14 protein-coding genes are annotated in these 15,598 nt (G+C 65.2%); 11 read left to right on the top strand and 3 right to left on the bottom strand.

What is annotated here, in order from left to right:
• Positions 1-1,018 (top strand): patatin-like phospholipase family protein (locus ABSF49_RS13920; RefSeq protein WP_424113253.1); only part of this gene is annotated, 1,018 nt, incomplete at its 5' end.
• Positions 1,019-1,147: 129 nt separating this feature from the next.
• Positions 1,148-3,520: an HAD-IC family P-type ATPase gene (locus tag ABSF49_RS13915; RefSeq protein ID WP_424113252.1), complete on the top strand. Its 2,373-nt coding sequence runs from the start codon at positions 1,148-1,150 to the stop codon at positions 3,518-3,520.
• 39 nt (positions 3,521-3,559) lie between these two features.
• Here ABSF49_RS13915 and ABSF49_RS13910 read toward each other — a convergent pair whose 3' ends face one another.
• Complete coding sequence (locus ABSF49_RS13910) at positions 3,560-4,336, bottom strand: PRC-barrel domain-containing protein (protein ID WP_424113251.1); 777 nt, start codon at positions 4,334-4,336, stop codon at positions 3,560-3,562.
• 483 nt (positions 4,337-4,819) lie between these two features.
• On the opposite strand from ABSF49_RS13910, the gene ABSF49_RS13905 reads away from it, so the two are divergent.
• From ABSF49_RS13905 to ABSF49_RS13885, 5 genes are all read left to right on the top strand, one after another.
• Positions 4,820-5,143, top strand: coding sequence for a hypothetical protein (locus ABSF49_RS13905; protein WP_424113250.1), 324 nt, complete (start codon positions 4,820-4,822; stop codon positions 5,141-5,143).
• Between the two features lie 262 nt (positions 5,144-5,405).
• Positions 5,406-5,591, top strand: coding sequence for a CsbD family protein (locus tag ABSF49_RS13900; RefSeq protein WP_424113249.1), 186 nt, complete (start codon positions 5,406-5,408; stop codon positions 5,589-5,591).
• A gap of 46 nt (positions 5,592-5,637) precedes the next feature.
• Positions 5,638-5,790, top strand: a complete 153-nt coding sequence (locus tag ABSF49_RS13895; protein WP_424113248.1) for a DUF3309 family protein — start codon at positions 5,638-5,640, stop codon at positions 5,788-5,790.
• Between the two features lie 116 nt (positions 5,791-5,906).
• Positions 5,907-6,464 carry a DUF1003 domain-containing protein gene (locus ABSF49_RS13890; protein ID WP_424113247.1) on the top strand — a complete coding sequence of 186 codons (558 nt, stop codon included), beginning with the start codon at positions 5,907-5,909 and terminating at the stop codon, positions 6,462-6,464.
• Between the two features lie 122 nt (positions 6,465-6,586).
• Positions 6,587-6,874 carry a GlsB/YeaQ/YmgE family stress response membrane protein gene (locus ABSF49_RS13885; RefSeq protein WP_424113246.1) on the top strand — a complete coding sequence of 96 codons (288 nt, stop codon included), beginning with the start codon at positions 6,587-6,589 and terminating at the stop codon, positions 6,872-6,874.
• Positions 6,875-6,971: 97 nt separating this feature from the next.
• On the opposite strand, the gene ABSF49_RS13880 is transcribed toward ABSF49_RS13885, so the two are convergent.
• A complete protein-coding gene (locus ABSF49_RS13880; protein ID WP_424113245.1) occupies positions 6,972-11,273 on the bottom strand; it encodes a chemotaxis protein CheB in 4,302 nt (1,433 codons plus the stop codon).
• Positions 11,274-11,588: 315 nt separating this feature from the next.
• On the opposite strand from ABSF49_RS13880, the gene ABSF49_RS13875 reads away from it, so the two are divergent.
• The 4 genes from ABSF49_RS13875 to ABSF49_RS13860 all read left to right on the top strand — a co-directional run bounded on the left by ABSF49_RS13875 (position 11,589) and on the right by ABSF49_RS13860 (position 13,441).
• Positions 11,589-11,882, top strand: coding sequence for a hypothetical protein (locus ABSF49_RS13875; RefSeq protein WP_424113244.1), 294 nt, complete (start codon positions 11,589-11,591; stop codon positions 11,880-11,882).
• Positions 11,879-12,301, top strand: coding sequence for a hypothetical protein (locus ABSF49_RS13870; protein WP_424113243.1), 423 nt, complete (start codon positions 11,879-11,881; stop codon positions 12,299-12,301). The genes ABSF49_RS13875 and ABSF49_RS13870 overlap by 4 nt, the downstream gene beginning before the upstream one ends.
• Positions 12,302-12,506: 205 nt before the next feature.
• Complete coding sequence (gene dps / locus ABSF49_RS13865) at positions 12,507-12,986, top strand: DNA starvation/stationary phase protection protein Dps (protein ID WP_424113242.1); 480 nt, start codon at positions 12,507-12,509, stop codon at positions 12,984-12,986.
• 65 nt (positions 12,987-13,051) lie between these two features.
• Positions 13,052-13,441 carry a response regulator gene (locus ABSF49_RS13860; protein ID WP_424113241.1) on the top strand — a complete coding sequence of 130 codons (390 nt, stop codon included), beginning with the start codon at positions 13,052-13,054 and terminating at the stop codon, positions 13,439-13,441.
• A 69-nt stretch (positions 13,442-13,510) separates the two neighbouring features.
• Here ABSF49_RS13860 and ABSF49_RS13855 read toward each other — a convergent pair.
• On the bottom strand, positions 13,511-15,598 hold a 2,088-nt coding region (locus ABSF49_RS13855; protein WP_424113240.1), incomplete at its 5' end, for an efflux RND transporter permease subunit.

Genomic DNA, 15,598 nt, shown 5'->3' with positions numbered 1-15,598 from the left:
CGTGCGACCCGCCGTCGTGCAGAACGGGCGACCGTTCGTCTATCTCGCCCTCTCGGGCGGCGGCGGCGGCGGCGCCTTCGGCGCCGGCGTTCTCAACGGCTGGAGCGCCGCCGGAACGCGGCTAGAATTCACCATCGTCTCGGGCGTGTCGACCGGAGCGCTGATCGCTCCTTTCGCTTTTCTCGGACCCGACTACGACGACAGGCTCAGGCAAATCTACACCAATGGCGAGGCGCAGCGTCTGATTGGCCAGCCCAATCCTCTGGGAGCGTTGCTTGGTTCCGGGGTGCTCGGTCCCGAGCGCCTGCGCCGGCTGGTCGGCCGCTATCTCGACGACGATCTCATCAGAGCGATCGCGCGCGAAGATCAAAAGGGGCGGCGCCTGCTGGTCGTCACCACCAATCTCGACGCACAGCGCGCCGTCGTCTGGGACATGGGCGCCATCGCCACAAGCGGCGATCCGAAAGCCTTCGAACTGTTCCGCGACGTTCTCGCCGCCTCGGCCAGCGTTCCCGTGGTGTTCGCGCCGCAACTGATCAAGGTCGAAGCGGATGGCAAGGTCTTCCAGGAGATGCACGCCGACGGCACGCTGAGCGCGCCCGTCTATACGTTGCCGCAGGCGGTGCTGTTCGGCGGAAAGCCGATCCGGCGCGCCGCGCGTCCGGCCCTCTACGTCATCGTCAACGCCCGCATCGATCCGGGCTTCGCGGTTGTGCCGGACCAAACCGAGGCGATCGCGGCGCAGTCCTTCTCCACTCTGAATCGGGTCGGCACGAAGGCGGTCCTCGCCGAGACCTACGACGCCGCCACCCGCGAGGGCTTGAGCTTTCACTTGAGCTATATCGACCGAGATCACCCCGACAGCGGCGGCACCGGCTTCGAGACCGACGCGATGCGCCAGCTTTACGACTACGGTTACGAAAAGGCTCGCTCGGGCGCGCTCTGGGTGACCGATCTATCGCAGATCGAGGCGGCCAAGGACGCCGGCAAGGCGGCTGCGGCGCCGATCATTCGCTGACGGCGCGCGGCGGTTGGACCCCATCCGTCGCGCTCAGAGCTTGACGAGCGACATTTCGATTGTCACGCGCCGTCTGGCGATCAGCAATGCACCCGCAGGCGCCGCGCGAATTCAGATTGGATCACGTCCATGCCAATTCCAGCCGCCGACGATAAGGTCTCGACCGACGGTGGGGGCGCCGACGCGCGCGTCGCCTCGCCGATAGGCCTGACGAGCGACGAAGCGCGTCGCCGCCTCGAGCATTTCGGCCCGAACGCCATGCCGGACACCAGCGCGCATCCCTTGCGCATGGCGTTCGAAAAGTTTTGGACTCCCGTTCCTTGGATGCTCGAAGCGGCAATCGTGCTCGAGCTGTCGCTCGGCAAAGCCGTCGAAGCTTCGGTCATCGCGCTTCTTCTCGTTTTCAACGCCGCGCTGGGATATTTTCAGGAAAGTCACGCGCAGGCGACTCTCACCGCGCTGAAGTCGCGGCTGGCGATGACCGCGTCGGTCCGCCGCGACGGAGCATGGACGAACGCGCCCGCCGCCGAATTGGCGCCGGGCGACGTGGTGAAGTTGTCGCTCGGCGGCGTGGTTCCAGCGGACGCGCGCATCGCGGGCGGAGAGATCCTGCTCGATCAATCCATGCTGACGGGCGAGTCCGTTCCCACAGAGGCCGGCGCGGGCGCCCAAGCTTACGCGGGGGCGCTGGTGCGGCGCGGCGAGGCGGTGGCCGAAGTCACGGCGACCGGCGCGCGCACCAAATTCGGGAAGACCGCCGAGCTCGTCCTTTCCGCTCACGTCGTCAGCTCGCAGCAGAAGGCGGTGATGCACGTCGTCGGCAATCTGGCCGCGTTCAATGGCGTCTTCATCGTCGGGCTCACGGCCTACGCCGCTTTTCTCAAAATGCCGCTCGCCGAAATTGTGCCCCTCATTCTCACGGCGGTCCTGGCCTCGATACCGGTTGCGCTGCCGGCGACCTTCACCCTTGCGGCGGCGCTCGGCGCGCGCAATCTCGCCAAGCTCGGCGTCCTTCCGACGCGGCTCTCCGCGGTGGATGAAGCGGCGTCGATGGATGTCTTGTGCGCAGACAAGACCGGCACCCTGACGCAGAACGCTCTGAGCGTGGCTGAGGTCCGCCCGATGCCCGCCTTCGACGAAGCGCATGTCCTGGCGTTGGCGGCGTTGGCCAGTTCGGAGGGCGGCCAGGATCCAGTCGACGAGGCCATCCGGTCGGCCGCAAAGGGAAAGGACGCAGCCGATACGCCAAAGCTGACCGCCTTCACGCCCTTCGACCCCGCGACCAAAATGTCCGAAGCGACCGCCCTGGATTCGGGCGGGGCGACGCAACGCGTGGCGAAGGGCGCCTATGCCGTCGTGACCGCGCTGGCGGAGACTTCGCCGACCGCGGAAGCGAGCGCCGCGGAGCTCGAAGGGCGGGGCTTTCGCGTGCTGGCGGTCGCGGCCGGAGCGCCCCAGGCGATGAAGCTGATCGGCCTCATCGCGCTGAGCGATCCGCCGCGCGCGGATTCGGCGACCCTCGTCAAGGCGCTCAGCACGCTAGGCGTGCGCACGGTGATGGCGACGGGCGACGCGCCGGCGACGGCCGCCATTGTCGCGAAGTCGGTCGGCCTCGACGGCGCCCTCTGTCCGCCTGGGCCTATCCCCGAAACGGTCCATCCCGAAGACTACGCCGTCTTCGCCGGCGTCCTGCCGGAGGACAAATTCAAGCTCGTCAAGGCCTATCAGAACGGGGGGCACACCGTCGGCATGTGCGGCGACGGGGCCAACGATGCGCCGGCGTTGCGCCAGGCGCAAATCGGGATTGCCGTCTCAACGGCGACCGATGTCGCCAAAGCGGCCGCCGGCATGGTGCTCACCGAACCGGGCCTCGCCGGCATTGTCGCCTCGGTCAAGCAAGGTCGCGTCATATTTCAGCGCATCCTGACCTACACGCTCAACTCCCTCAACAAGAAGATCGTGCAAGTGCTCTTCATCGCCGCCGGGCTCGTCATGACGGGACAAGCGATCCTGACGCCGCTGCTGATGGCGCTGATCATGATCATCGGCGACATCCTCGGCATGTCGCTGACGACAGACAACGTACGGCCTTCGCCGCTGCCCAATGTCTGGCGAATCGGCAATCTGACGATCGCCGGCGCCGTCATGGGGCTCGGCCAACTGGCGTTCTGCGTGTCCGCCCTCGCCGTGGGGGCGCACCTGGCCGGCTACGACATCGACAGGTTGAGGACGTTGGCCTTTGTCATCATCGTTTTCGGCAATCAGGCGACGACCTACAACAATCGCGAACGGCGACGGATCTGGTCCTCTCGTCCCAGCCGATGGCTCGCCGCGTCGTCGTGCGTCGACATTCTGATCGCTGCGACGCTCGCCCTGACGGGAATCGCCATGGCGCCGCTGCCGCTCATCGCGGTCGTCGGGACGCTTGTCGCCGCCGCCGCTTTCGCCTTCGCCATGGACTTGGTGAAGGTTCCCGTGTTCCGCCGCCTTGCGATCGGGTAGCGCGCGACACTCGCCTCGCCGATCGCCGAACGATTTCGCTTACGCGCCGGATCCCGGCCAACCGTAATGCTTGTGAAGCCGCTTGGCGTAGACTTGCGTGAACGCCACGAGAGGATCCCACGCTGGGCTCGACTTGACGCGCTCGCGTGACACGTCGAGTTCGATGTGACGGTCGGACCATTCGATCGATTTCACCGCCAGCGGCGAAATCAGCACGCGCTTGCCGGACCACCAGTTCCGAGTATCGACGATGAAGTAGTGAATGCTCCAGTCGCCGTCGTCGATCATGAAATTTTCGATATGGCCGATTTCGCCGTCGACGGCGTGAATATGATATCCCGTCACTTCATTGACGCTGCGCAGATGCGGGTCGGACCCGTGCAAACTGGCGCGCTTGCCGTGCGCCTTGGCGGTGTCCAGGCCCAGGCCAAAATAGGGCGGCGCCATATAGGGCCAGGCGATCGCGCCGGGCGTCTCGCTGAGATAGGGACCGCCCCACAGCGGGTCCCAGCCATAGTAGGTGTAGAGCCGGTTCTCCATCTGCTGCGACACCGGCTGGTCGTCGGCCAATTCCGGGCTCTTTTCGACCTGAGACTTCGTCAGCGTCACGGGAAGTCGCTGTTGCTCCAAGTCGGCGAGCGACACGGCCGAAGGATGGATCAACACCTTGCGGCCCGGCAGCCAAGTTCCGCAATCGACGACCAGCCAGCGCACTCTCCACGATGCGTCGTCGAACAGGAAGTCGGCGACGGTTCCGATCCTGCCGTCGCTCGCCGCGATCGCGAAGCCCTTCAGGGCTGAAATGACCTGCATCATGACTTGACGACCTCGTTCGCGCCGAACCGGCGGCAGGGAGTGGAATGCGCGGCGAGACTCAGCGCCGCCAGGACCGCCAAGGCCATATTCAGGGCGAATATCGACATGTTGGGATTCCTCGCTCTCGGCTGAACCGCCAGTCGCCTGGATGCGGCCGACCTATTAGGGTGGCGGCGGCGAGAGGGGGCCCGCCGCCGCCAGATCTAGGAGCCGAACGCGTCGCATTCTTAAAGCGCGCTGGACCGCTCCACAGACGACCGTAGGAGGCGAGCCAGCGGCGGCGATAGGTTCGGAAACTACCTATTCCGGCGGCATTGGCCTCGCGAGCCAGAGCGGCGGCGTGTCCCTCGACCGCTTCGGCGAAGGATTCGAGATGCGTAGAATCCGAGTCTGACGTCGTGGTCGCGACTTCGACTACCCCTAAACCTTCCTCGCGTTGTCACTTGTCCGCCCAGGACTGGCGGGGCCGTACAGGAGGATCCGATGCAAAAGATTTCCGTCGACCTCATACGGTTGGCCGTCTCGAGCGCGGCGGTCTGCGCCCTCGTTGGGACCGCGGAATTCAGAGGCCTTCATCATGGCGGCTCGTTTGGCGTCGCGAAGATTCGCGGCGCGCGGCCGATTCAAGTGAAGGCCATTTCCGTCGACGCTCCGGCGTTGTGTTGGACGATCGGCGAGCCGATTGGCGCAGCTGCGACGCAGGAAGCGCAAACCGAACCGGCTGCATTTGCGGAAACCTGCTCGAGCGTCGCGCCGAGCTTGCGCCGCCTCAGCGAACCGCAGAGCCGGCTGGCGCTGGCGCCGTGAGCCGCTGGCGCCGCAGATTGCATCCGATCATTGGCGCGAGCGACGTGAGAGACGGTCGTTTCGCGCGGCCGCCCAACACGCTGTCGTAGCGCGAAGCGAAATTTCCGTTCGGCGCGGCCGAAGTGCGAAGCCCAGCCACGGCTAGGTGTTTTCCGACGCTGCCGCCGCACCAGCGATCCGGCTACGGTCTCGATGCGAAACGGGAACGGCGCAATCCCAGGCGTCGCCGCGATTCGCCTCGAAACACACGGAGAGCGCAGCCATGGACAAGAACAGAATCGCCGGCTCGACCAAGGAAGTCACTGGCGCTGCGAAGGAGGCGGTCGGCAAGGTCGTTGGCGACGCCAAGTTGCAGAGCGACGGCAAGACCGAAAAAGCCGTCGGCAAGATTCAGAACGCCGTCGGCGGCGTCAACGACGCCGTGCGGGACGCGGTGAAGAAGTCGTGAGACCCGCCGCCGCCAGGGCAAAACCCATCTGCCAGGAGCCTGGATCATGAGCCTGATTGTTATCATCATCTTATTGGTCATCGTCTTCGGCGGCGGCGGCGGCTATTACGCCCACAGTCGCTATGGCGGCCCCGGACTCGGGGGCGTTCTCGGCCTCGTCTTGATCGTCCTTGCCGTGCTGTGGCTCTTGGGCCGTTAACCGGTCGTCAGCGCTTGCCGCCGCTATCGAGCGGCGTCGGCGCTGCCGTCTCAGCAACGTCGATCCGTAGCGACCCGAAGCGACATTCCCCTTTCAGAGGAGCGTCAGTGCCTGAATTGGACGCCTTGGCGCCGGTCCTTCCGATCCACAGCGAAGAGACGATCCAGTCGATTGCTCGGCTCCACGCCGAGCACCGCGCCAACGCCACGCGGCATCAGCGCGTCGTCGACCGAATCACATCCCTATTGGGCCGTCCTGTCTTCATCGTGGTCTTGACGACGATCGTCGTTGGTTGGATGAGCTTGAATGAGTTTGCGACGACGCTGGGCTATCGTCCGCTCGACCCGCCGCCCTTTCCGTGGCTGTCGGGCGCGGCGTCACTGGCGTCGCTGTATTTGGTCGTGCTGATCCTCACCACGCAGAGCCGCGACGATCGTCTGACTCAGCGCCGTGAGCAGCTAAATCTCGAGCTGGTGATTTTGAGCGAGCAAAAGACCGCAAAGGTGGTCGCGCTGCTCGAGGAACTTCGCCGAGACAGTCCGGCGGTTCGCGATCGGGTCGACAAACAAGCCGACGTCATGGCCCGGCCGGCGGACCCGCAATCGGTGATCGACGCCATCAAAGAGACGCGCTCCGAGGGCGCCTACGCCTCGAAAGCCGCGCAGGACTCTTAGGCGCGCGCCGAAAGCGCTAGAGTGGGTAGATTCCGAGGGCGCCTGACCGCGTCTGTCGCCTGTAGGATGGCGCGAATAGAGCAGACTGCGGTTCCCGCTGTGGAGAGCTTTCGGAGGGCGTCATGCAAGGTGAAAGTCTACTCGTCATTATTGCGGTCGGCGTCATAGCCGGATGGTTGGCCGGTCAGCTCGTTCGCGGCACCGGCTACGGCCTCATCAACGACCTCGTCATCGGCGTCATCGGCGCCTTCATCGGCGGCTGGCTGCTGCCCCGACTCGACGTCCCCCTTCCTGCGGGCATCATCGGCGCCATCATCGCCGCCACGATCGGCGCGGTGTTGCTCCTGATCGTCCTGCGGCTCGTTCGCGGCGGCGGCCGCTGGGGCAGCCGCTGGGGCTGGCGCCGATAAGCGCGAGCTCAAGGCGAACGCCGACGAATCTTGGCCAGCGCGTGGTGTGATTGACCACGCGCGGCGCCGACCCGGCCGACCTCGATCCGCGTCCGCCTTACGGCGCTTGCTCTGGCTCCGCGCCGCCGCCTGCCGCGACGAGCGCCAGGCGCGCCAGTGCGGGAAGCGACTTCGACCCGGTCCGTTTCATGATCGAAGCGCGGTGGTTCTCGACCGTGCGTTGGCTGATGCCGAGGTCGGCGGCGATGTTCTTGCTGGGTTGGCCGGCGAGCACCCGCTCCATCACCTCGCGCTGTCGCGGCGTCAGACCGGCGAGGTGGGTCGCCGCCGACTCCCGCCATTCCTGCAACTTGTTCGAGTCTTGCGACAGTTCGAGCGCCCGGTCGATGCTGGCGATCAGTTCATCGCGGCCGATCGGCTTCTCGATGAAATCCAGCGCGCCCGCCTTCATCGCCTCGACCGCCATCGGCACGTCGCTGTTGCCGGTGATCATGATCGAGGGCAGATGATGGCCGTCGTCGCGGAGCCGCTGCAGCAATTCGAGCCCGCTCATTCCCGGCAGATAGGCGTCGATCAACAGGCACGCGGAATGACCCGGTCGAAGGGCTTCGAGAAAGGCCTCGCAGCTCGCATAGGTTTCGACGAGGCGGCCGTCGTCTTCCAGCACCGTGCGGATCGCCTCGCGAATGTGGTCGTCGTCGTCGACGACGAAAATCTTGGCGCGGTCGGATGCAATCGCGGCTTCATCCGTGTGAACCGGGCGCTTCGCGGGCGCGGCAGGCGGCTTCGCCAGAAGTTTCTCGATCGCGTGCGTCAACTCTCTCAGCTTGACCGGTTTGTTGAACTGAACGCAATCGTGAAGGGCGATCTCGCGCAAGGCCTGGGTCGAAATGTCGCCAGTGAGAATGATGAAGGGAATCGGCCGACTGAGCTCCTGCCGCAATTTCTGACAAACCTGGATTCCGTTCATGCCGCCGGGCAGATTGTAGTCGGCGAGGACGAGATCCGGCCGGATCGTCCTGCGGACCGCCAGTTCCAGGGCAGCGGGACCGTCGACGGCGGTCGCGGCGTCATAGCCCTCTTCCTTCAGGAAGAGCTCGAGGTTCTCGCGCACTTCCGGATCGTCCTCGACGATCAGGATCGTTCCCGAACGCGGCGCCAGGTGCGCCGGCGCATCGGCGGCGCCCGAACCGCGGGCCGGCGCCAACCCAGCGCCGCGCTGCGACAGCGGGACCTCGATCGAGAACACCGAGCCCTTTCCTTGCAGAGACCGCACCCGAATGCGATGGCCAAGCAGTTCGCCCAGGCTCTTGACGATCGACAGTCCCAACCCCAGGCCGTGGCTGCGCTGGCGGGCGGCGTTGTCCAGTTGATGGTATTCCTCGAAGATCGTCTGCAACTCCGACACGGGGATGCCGATTCCGGTGTCCCAGATCTCGATGCGCAGCTTTCCTCCGCGGCGACGGCATCCGACCAGCACTTTGCCGCGCTGGGTGTATTTGAGGGCGTTCGACAGCAGGTTGCGGATCATCTGCTCGAGCAGGCGCGGATCGCTGCGAATGAATAGAGCGCAGGGCAACACGCGCAAGGCGAGGCCTGCCGCCTGCGCATGGTAGGTCAGCTCGTCCCTGAGGCGGTCGAACAGCTCGTTCACCGAGATGTCGGCGGTTTCGGCCTTAACGGCGCCCACCTCGATCTGATTGATGTCGAGCAGGGTGTTGAGCATGCCGGTCATCGCGCTCAAAGCCTCGTCGATGCGTCCGACCAGACTCTGCGCTTTGTCGCCTTCCACCTTCTTGGCCAGCAAGCCCTGAAGCAGAGCGAGCGTCTGCAACGGCTGTCGCAGATCGTGGCTCGCCGCCGCGAGAAATCGCGACTTGGCGATGCTCGCCAGTTCCGCTTGCCGCTTGGCGGCGGTCAGCGCGTCGGCCGTGCGCCGTCGTTCGGTCACGTCTTCAAAGGTTATGACGACGCCCTCGGTCTTCTCGTCGCTGGTGCGATAGGGCAGGATCCGGCGGATGAACCAGTAGCCGCTCTGGCCCTGAATTTCCCGTTCGACCGGCGTTTGGCTCTTCAAGACCTTTCGCGCGTCGTCCTGAAGGGCCTCGTCGGCGGCCAGCGATTTCAGATCCGTGAGCGGGCGCCCAACGTCGCTCGGAATCACATTGAAAAGCGCTTTTGTCGCCGGCGTGAAAAAGCGGATGTTGAATCGGGTGTCGAGGAAGATGGTCGCGACGTCGGTGCTGTAAAGGACGTTCTGCAAATCGTCCGAGGTCGTGCGTTGCCGATCGAGCGTTTCTTGCAACTGGCTGTTGAGAGCGGTCAGTTCCTCGTTGAGCGACTGAAGCTCCTCTTTGGAGGCGAGCAACTCCTCGTTCGTCGATTGATATTCCTCGTTGACGGACAACGCCTCGTCGTTGATCGCCATTTGCTCTTCGCTCGAGGTCTCGAGGCTGCGGATCGCGGCCTCGAGCTCGCTTTTCGTCGCCTCGAGCTCCCGTTCGAGTGCAGCGACGCGAGGAACGTCGACGGGCGGAATTCCGCCGCCCACGACGACTTCCGGCGCCGGCGCTTCGACGAAGCACACCAGCAACAAGTCCTCGCGCTCGCTCGGCGCCGGTTCGACGACGATGCGGAATGACGCGACGCCGGCTTCGCCCTTGGTCTGTCCGCCGGGAATTTCGACGCGCACATTGTCCCGCAGCGCGCGCTGAACGGCCGATTTCAGCTTGATGCGCACGCCCTCGCGCGCCATGGCGATCAAATCATGCGCCGGGCGGCCCGAGGCGACCTTGAGATAGCGGTCGATCGGTCCCTGAAAGTAGAGACATTCGAGCTTGCGGTTGACCAGGACGGCGGCGGGACCGTAAGTCTCCAACAGCATTCTGCGGCAAAGTTCGGCAAGGTCGGCTTGGCGCAGCGGCGCCTGGGTTGGTCCGGCGGTCATACGCATCCGTGTTCCTTCGCCGCTGCTCGGCGACAAGCCGATGTCGCCGAATCGGCTGCCGCCGACGCGTCGATAGAGCCTCTCGGGTTTGGAGACGACGGCGAACCGGCCGTCGGCGGCGCCGATGGCTTCCGCATTGCCGAGAAGCAACAGGCCGCCTTCGCGCAAGGCAAAATGGAAGACGGCGGCGACCTTCGCTTGCGCTTCGGGGCGCAGATAGATCAGAAGGTTGCGGCACGAAACGAAGTCGAGACGCGCAAACGGCGGGTCCGCCAGCAGGTCCTGCACCGTGAACACCACGTTGGCGCGCAGGTCCGGCGACACCCGGTAGGAATGGTCCTCCCTGGTGAAAAACGCCGCCAATCGATCTGGCGAAACGTCGGCCTCGATCGATTGCGGATAGAGGCCGTCACGAGCGATCGCCACCGCGTCCGGGTCGACGTCGCTGGCGAACATCTGCAGCCTGACCTCGCGCTTCGAGACGCTGATCTGCTCGCGAAACAGCATGGCGAGGGAATAGGTTTCTTCGCCTGAGCTGCAGCCGGCGACCCAGATCCGCAGCGGTCGATCCAGGTCATGATCGCGCACGAGGTCGGGAACGACGTTCTCTTCCAGGAACTCGAAGACCGGCGCGTCGCGAAAGAAACCGGTGACGTTGATCAGCAAGTCGCGGGAGAGCTGATCGCGTTCGTTAGAGTCGTGAAACAGGAGGTCAAGATATTCGCCAGCGCTCTTGATCGCCGCCATCGCCATGCGCCGCTCGACACGGCGTTCGAGCGTGCCATGCTTGTAATGGGTGAAGTCGTGCACCGTCTTCGTGCGCAGGAGATCGATGATCTTCGGCAGCAATGCCTGCACGGAATCTTGCGAGGGCAAAGTCGTCGGCGTTGGCGCGAAGGGCACGCCTTGTTGGCGACTGACGAGGGCCTCGGCGATCTTCGCCGCGGGGAGCACGAGATCCACGTCGCCTGTCGCGATGGCGCTTTGCGGCATGCCGTCATAGTCGGCTTCGCCGACTTCCTGCGCGATGACGAGACCGCCCTTCGCCTTGACCGCCTTGAGCCCGAGGCTGCCGTCGGCGCCGGTTCCCGAGAGGACCACGCAGACCGTGCGCGCGCCACATTCGCGCGCCAGCGAATTCAATAGGAAGTCGAACGGCAGGCGCATGCCGTGCCGCGCCTGCGGTCGCGAAAGCCGCAACGCGCCTTTTTCGTCCACTGACAGATAGACGCCGGGCGGAATGACATGCACGCGCTCGCGTTCGATCGCCATTCCGTCGGTCGCTTGCAGGACCGGCATCGCCGTGTTGCCCGCGAGCAGGTCGACCATCATGCTAGCGTGGCTTGGATCGAGGTGCTGGACGAGGATGAACGCCATGCCGTTATCGGCGGGCAGCGCGTCGAGCAGCTTCCTGCAGGCGTCGAGGCCGCCCGCCGAGGCGCCGATCGCCACGATTGGGAAATCAGCGTGACGGCTAGCGGAAAGGGGCTTGCGAATCCAATGCGACCGCCCCGCCTTGTTTTGTCGCGGACGACTTCCAGGCATTCGGGCTACTTTTCTCGTCAGGCGGAACTCCAACGTTACGCTCAGATAATCTATAGCACAGATCGGAAGCTATTGCGACGCGCTTAGCGCGGACCGTTTCGCTCCGACTCGGCGCCGCGCGCCCAGGGTCTGAGTATTTTCCGACTCTTCTCCAAACGACAGGTTTTGGCCATCGTGTCGGCCGCTTCGCCAACGGCGTGGCGAAGATGGAGAGCTAAGGTCATGGCTGAATCAAAGAATGCGGAGATGGATCTCGCGGCGTTTCGCGACGATCTCGCAACGCTGAGGCGCGACGTCGCCAGCCTGATCGAGCACGTCAAAGGCGGAGCGGCGGACACAGTTCAGAACGCCGCCGAGCAAATCGATCGCGGGGCGCGCGGATTCTGTCACGAAGCGGGGGCGGAAGGCGAGCGCTCGGCCAAGGCGATCGGCGCCTGGGTCGAGAAGCAGCCGGTGCTCGCGCTGCTGATCGCGCTCGGCGTCGGTTACGTCGGCGCGCGCGCGTTCCTGCGGTGAGCGGGTCCGCAGCAACCAGCGATCTCGTCAAGCTCGCGCTCGCGGTCCTGCAAACCGGGGTCGCGCGCAACGCGCAGCGATCGATCAAGCTCCTGGTGCGCGTCGCGCTGCTGCAAACGGTCGCCGCGCTTTGCGTCATCGCTGCGCTTGGCTGCGCTTTGGCCGCGCTCTTGATCTACGCCAGGCCCATTCTCGGCGCCGGCGGCGCGCTGCTGGCGGGCGCAGGCGCTTTCGCCGTGATCGCGCTTGCCGCGCTGGGCCTGGCGTGGCGGGCTGGAAAAATGCGCCCACGACCGCCGGCCCCAGGCGCCGCAGGAGACGCTTCGCTCGCCGCAGCGGCGAGCCTATTCAAGCAGCATGCGGGTTTGGCGCTTGTCGCCGCTCTGCTCGCCGGCGTGTTTGTCGGCAGCGAGCGTTAGTCGCCGCGGCGCCCCCCCCACGCCGGGACTGTCACCTCGCAGCCACATGAGTAGATTCCGACGCTCCCCTTCGCAATCACCAATCCGTTATCTTCCGTTCATGCGGGTCCGCGAATCGCTCGACACGCAAGGAAAGCTTCGGTCGTCAGACGACGCTGAGCCGCTGCGCCCTGCAGCCGCTCTGTGAACCCCACGAAGGCCAACCATGCACCCGACCCACAACACATTATCCGAGAACGTCCGCACCCAGTCGGTCGAGCTCCTCAACCGGCACTTGGCGGCGGCGATCGATCTCCATGGCCAGTTGAAGCAGGCGCACTGGAACGTGCGCGGACCCTCCTTCATCGGCGTCCATGAGCTGTTCGACAAAGTCGCCGGCGAGGCGGACAGCTATTCCGACCTGATCGCCGAGCGCGCCGCCGGCCTCGGCGGCGTGGCGGAAGGGACGGTCCAGGTCGCGGCCGAGCGCTCCTTTCTCATCCCCTATCCCCTGCGCATCGCCGACGAAAACCAGCACATATTCGCGGTCGCCGCGACGCTTGCGGCGTTTGGGCAGTCGGCCCGCGACGCGATCAGGCAATCCGAGACCCTCGGCGACGCCGACACGGCCGATCTCTTCACCGAAGTTTCGCGCGGCGTCGACCAGCAGCTCTGGCTCGTCGAGTCGCATGTGGCGCCGAAGTGAGCCACGCAGCGAACGTCGCGAGGGCGCCGGCAGGATCATGGCTGCGTGGACAGGAACATAAGCCGATGAAGGCGTTGCGCATTCTCGTCGTCGAAGACGACGTGACGATCGGCGGACTGCTGGCCGAAACGCTCGAGGATCTCGGCCACGTCGTCTGCGCCGTGGAGACCAACGCGGCCAATGCAGTGGCCGCCGCCGCGCTTCACCACCCCGATCTGATGATCGTCGACGTCGGGCTCGGCGAAGCGAGCGGCGTCGCGGCGGTCAAAGAGATCCTGCGAAGCGGCTTCGTTCCCCACGTCTTTGCGACCGGCGACGCGTTGAGAGACCTGTCGCTCGGGCCGGAAGCGGTGCTCATCCAGAAGCCCTTCCGCGGACCGGACATCGTTCATGCGATCGAGCGGGCGCTCGCGGCGAAGCCCGCTCGCACGGGCGTTGCGCCAGCGGCGAGCTGAGCCATTCGCCTGATCGCGAGACGGCCCGCTGACTCGTGGGCCCGACGCAAGGCATGCGATCGGCGACGATCAGTCGGACGAGCTGCGCGCTTCCACGCTCGGGACGGCTTCCGCGGTCGCGCCTGGTTGAGGCGCCCGCTTCGGCGCCGACGAGCGCCGACCTGACAACCAGTCCGACAATTGATCGAGATAGATATAGATGACCGGCGTCGTGAACAGCGTCAGGGCCTGGCTCACGATCAGGCCGCCGACGATCGCGTAGCCGAGCGGCTGTCTGAGTTCGGAGCCGGTGCCTGTCCCGAGCATGAGCGGGACGCCGCCGAGCATCGCCGCCATCGTCGTCATCATGATCGGGCGGAAGCGCAGCAGCGCCGCGCGGCGCACCGCATCGTGCGCCGACAAATGGTCGTCCCGCTCGGCGACCATGGCGAAATCGATCAGCATGATGCCGTTCTTCTTGACGATGCCGATGAGCAGGATGATGCCGATCAGCGCGATCAGACTGAAGTCGAAATGGAACAGCATCAGGGTGGCGATCGCGCCGACGCCTGCTGACGGCAGGGTCGAGATGATCGTGATCGGATGGATGTAGCTCTCGTACAGAATGCCGAGGATCAGGTAGACGACCACCAGCGCCGCGACGATCAGCATCCAGACGGTGGCGAGCGAATCCTGGAACGCCTGGGCGTTGCCCTGGAAGCTGGCGATGATGGTGGCGGGAATCTGCAGGTCGCTCTGGGCGCGCTGGACCGCGCTCGTCGCCTGCCCGAGCGCCACGCCGGGCGCCAGATTGAAGCTGATGGTGATCGCGGGGAACTGGCCTTGATGGCTGATCGATAGAGGCTGGACGGGCGTCGTCGTCCATTTCGCGAACTCGGACAGCGGCACTTCGCCGTTGGTCGTCGGCGACCTCAGGAATACCCGGTCGAGCGTCGTCAGGTCGTTTTGCAGGCTCGGCAGAAGCTCCATGATCACTTCATAGCTCGAGAGCTGGGTGAAATACTGGGCGATCTGGCGCTGGCCGAAGGCGTCGAAGAGCGTGTCGTCGATCGTCTGGGCCGTCAGCCCGTACCGGGCCGCCTGGTCGCGATCGAAGGTCAAAGTCAGCGTCGTGCCCGCCGTCTGCTGGTCGGTGGCGACGTCGCGCAGCTCGGGCAACGTTTGCAACTTGGCGAGCATCTTGGGCGCCCACGCGTTCAGCGCGTCGGAGTCGGACCCCTGCAAGGTGTACTGATATTGGGTGCGCGAGGCGCGGCCGCCGACGGTCAGGTCCTGCGCGACCTGCATGAACAATTTGGCGCCCTCGACCTTGTCGAGCTGCGGGCCCAAACGCGCGATGACCTGATCTGCGGTCACTGTCCGCTGGTCGCGCGGCTTCAAGGTTATGAACAGCCGCCCGGCATTGAGCGCGTTGCCCGCGCCGCCGATCGACATGGCGACATGAGCGACGGCCGGATCCTTGAGAACGATCGCGCCGAGCGCTGCCTGTCGCTGCGCCATTTGGGCAAAGGAGGCGTCCTGCCCCGCCTGCGATATGCCGTTGATCTGGCCGGTGTCCTGTTGCGGGAAGAACCCCTTCGGGATCACCACGAAAAGGCCGACCGACAGCACGAGAAAGGCGAAGAAGATCATCAGCGTGGCGAAGCGGAATTTGAGCGCGACGTCGAGGCCGCGCTCATAGGCCTTCAGCAGCGCGGCATAGCCGCGCTCGCTCAATTGGTAGAGCCGCCCATGATGGGTGTCCTTCGCCGCGGTCAAGAAGCGCGACGCCATCATCGGCGTCAGCGTCAGCGACACCACCGCCGACACCGCGATCGTCATCGACAGCGTCACCGCGAATTCGCGAAACAGTCGGCCGACGATGCCGCTCATCAGCAGCAGCGGAATCAACACCGCAATCAGCGAAATGCTCATCGACATGATGGTGAAGGCGATTTCGCGCGACCCTCTCAGCGCGGCGGCGAGCGGCTCCTCGCCCTCTTCGATATAGCGGGTGATGTTCTCGAGCATCACGATCGCGTCGTCGACGACGAAGCCGACCGAAATCGTCAGCGCCATCAGCGACAGATTGTCGAGGCTGTAGCCGGCGACCCACATCAGCGCGCAGGCGCCGAGCAGCGCCAGCGGCACCGCGACGCTCGGGATGATCGTCGCCCA

This window comes from Roseiarcus sp., from assembly GCF_049514155.1.
Classification (GTDB): domain Bacteria; phylum Pseudomonadota; class Alphaproteobacteria; order Rhizobiales; family Beijerinckiaceae; genus Roseiarcus.
The sequence above is the reverse complement of the archived record's forward strand: the minus strand, read 5'-3'. Positions and strand labels throughout refer to the sequence as shown.

Bases quoted from the DNA above. Each gene is read 5' to 3' on its own strand.
- ABSF49_RS13915 (WP_424113252.1), top strand. From the start codon at position 1,148: ATGCCAATTCCAGCCGCCGACGATAAGGTCTCGACCGACGGTGGGGGC.
- ABSF49_RS13860 (WP_424113241.1), top strand. From the start codon at position 13,052: ATGAAGGCGTTGCGCATTCTCGTCGTCGAAGACGACGTGACGATCGGC.
- ABSF49_RS13905 (WP_424113250.1), top strand. From the start codon at position 4,820: ATGCAAAAGATTTCCGTCGACCTCATACGGTTGGCCGTCTCGAGCGCG.
- dps (WP_424113242.1), top strand. From the start codon at position 12,507: ATGCACCCGACCCACAACACATTATCCGAGAACGTCCGCACCCAGTCG.
- ABSF49_RS13885 (WP_424113246.1), top strand. From the start codon at position 6,587: ATGCAAGGTGAAAGTCTACTCGTCATTATTGCGGTCGGCGTCATAGCC.
- ABSF49_RS13895 (WP_424113248.1), top strand. From the start codon at position 5,638: ATGAGCCTGATTGTTATCATCATCTTATTGGTCATCGTCTTCGGCGGC.
- ABSF49_RS13910 (WP_424113251.1), bottom strand. From the start codon at position 4,336: ATGATGCAGGTCATTTCAGCCCTGAAGGGCTTCGCGATCGCGGCGAGC.
- ABSF49_RS13900 (WP_424113249.1), top strand. From the start codon at position 5,406: ATGGACAAGAACAGAATCGCCGGCTCGACCAAGGAAGTCACTGGCGCT.
- ABSF49_RS13875 (WP_424113244.1), top strand. From the start codon at position 11,589: ATGGCTGAATCAAAGAATGCGGAGATGGATCTCGCGGCGTTTCGCGAC.